This window comes from Oleiphilus sp. HI0123 (assembly GCF_001635315.1).
In genome coordinates this window covers 1-2,440 of sequence record NZ_LWGE01001853.1, presented here as the reverse complement: position 1 = coordinate 2,440, position 2,440 = coordinate 1, and the positions used below count along the sequence as shown (strand labels likewise).

The window sequence follows — 2,440 nt, the reverse complement described above, 5'->3', positions numbered from 1 at the left end:
GACCCGTATGCATGCCGTTAAATTACTCCTAGCGAGTCTTCTATGTTTGTTCTCGGCAAGCGTGTTTGCAGCTGAGCAAACTGCTAAAAAAGAGAATTTATTTATCTTCGTTTTCAAAGAAGGTGTGGCGCAATCGAATATCAACGTTAAGGTTGGCGATGAAAGCTCAAAGACCGATGAGTTTGGTGTGGCTGCGTTTACTTTGCCAGCAGGTGATCACGAAGTTGGTTATTACAAAGGCGGAGAGTTGTTTGCATTAACCGATGTAGCATTACTTGAAACTGTATCGAGTCAGGTATTCCTGAACTTAACGAATCAAGGCGAAAGCGTAGAGCTTGATCTACCGCTGTCAGCGTATGAGCAGGACTTTGATCATCAGGATGTTAAGCCGCAAACCGGTCCTAAAGGTAATCTGATTTTCTCCGTGAGAGATTCTGCAAATGATGCCGCTGTTTCTGGTGCGAAACTATTCTTCAAGGGCTATGCCATCGATGCAATCACTGATGAAAAAGGTATTGCCACGGTAGAGCTTGCAGCGGGTGACTATGATATATCAGTTATCCATCCAAAGTATGTAATGCAGGTAAGCAAGGACGTTTCGGTTCGAGCCGAAACAGATAACGAACACGCGGTTAAGTTGATTAAGGCCGATATTGTATTAGATGAGTTTGTTGTATCGGCGCCCTTTGTTGAAGGGAGTTTGGCTTCAAATATTGCAGAACTTAAAGATAGTGATGTTGTGGGTGACGCAATTTCTAGTGAACAATTTAGTAAGTCTGGCGATTCAGATGCGGCTGGCGCCCTAAAGCGGGTGACCGGTATTACTATTGTTGACGATAAGTTTGTCTTTGTTCGTGGTTTGGGGGAGCGCTATAGCACCGTTCTTCTAAATGGGCTTGAAGTGCCTTCACCTGAACCGACAAAACGCGTAGTTCCGCTTGATATATTTCCTGCCGGTGTTATCCAGAGCATGGATATTCAAAAGACATTTTCTAGCGATATTCCAGGTACCTTTGGTGGTGGCACAATCTTAATCAATACCAAAGATATCCCAAAAGAAGATAATTATATCAGTGGTAGCATCAGTGTTACTGTCAATGATGCAACAGGTAACGACGTTGTGCATAACCCTGATAATGACCAGAGCCTACCTGGTATCTTGTTGAATTTAAGTGATGGCTTTAAAGCCTTAACGAATGAAGTAAAAGTTGGTGATTTGGTACTTGCTGAGGGTATCACAGCTGCTGAAAGAACGGCACTCGACAAAGCAATGGTTAGCTACCGTAGCTATGGTATTACTGAAACCAAGCTTGATCCAGGTACGAGTTTATCTACATCCTTCGGTCAGAGTTTTAAAACGTCTGGGGGGATGAAGTATGGCTTTGCCGGAAATCTATATTATAAAAACGAGCAAAATAATAGCGCCGATGTGACGGAAAATACTCAGGCCGATGCAAATCAGCGTGACAAAGATAAGACATTTGGGAAGACTGTTTTAAATGAAAAGCTTGGAGGTTTGGTTAGTTTTGGTCTTGAACCGACAAGCAACTCAAAAATTAAATATACCTTTGTTGGTCTAAATGAAGAAGAGGATCAAACAACGCAGTCTCAAATATATGACTATTTAGAGGAAAGGTCATCTGAAAAGGTCTTGCTAAGGTATACAGAAAAAGAGCTCTACTCACATCAACTATCTGGGGAGGGTTTACTTGGTGAGAAATCTGGTAGTCTTCTAGATGCGTTAAATCTCAGTACAGCTTTATCATTTTCTTCTGCTACGCGTTTAGAGCCCGGTACTTTTGAATATGTTTACAAAGAGTCGAATTCTGGCAGCGGGCTTGCGATTGATAAAAACAAAATGTTTTATCAATACTCAAACCTTGAAGATGAAGTTTTGAATTTTCGAGCGGATGCTTCCTTGCCGTTTACGCTCAATGGTCAGGACAATAAAATTAGTTGGGGTTCTTATTTCTTAAGTAAGGAACGTACCCTGGATAACAGGCGTTTCAAGTTTTCCTACAATCCCATTGAGGATGATACGCGAGCAATCGATGATATTTTGGTTGATAGCTTAGCAGTCACAGATCGACTTGATTTAACAAGTAATTACCGTCAAGAAGATGCCTACCTTGCTGAACAGAGTTTGGTTGCTTTTTATGTTAATGCTTTGATTTCACCATTCAATGCACTGGATTTGAATTTTGGTTTCAGGCAAGAGCAGTCAACGCAAGACCTTGAAGTAGGGATAGAAGAAGATAGTCAGGAGTCCTACAGTCTTGAAACGTCAGACACACTCCCTTTCTTTGGTGCCACTTTTAGGGTCTCAGACGAGCATCAGTTCCGTTTTGCCTACAGCAATACGCTTACGCGACCTGACTTCAGAGAATTTAGCCCAACGCGTTATAAAGATCCTGAAACTGATTATGTCGTTCGAGGAAAC

1 protein-coding gene is annotated in these 2,440 nt (G+C 41.9%); it reads left to right on the top strand.

What is annotated here, in order from left to right; translation table 11 throughout:
* Positions 1-46 precede the first annotated feature (46 nt).
* Positions 47-2,440: TonB-dependent receptor domain-containing protein (locus A3761_RS24840; protein WP_197473254.1), on the top strand; the 2,394-nt coding region annotated here is incomplete at its 3' end.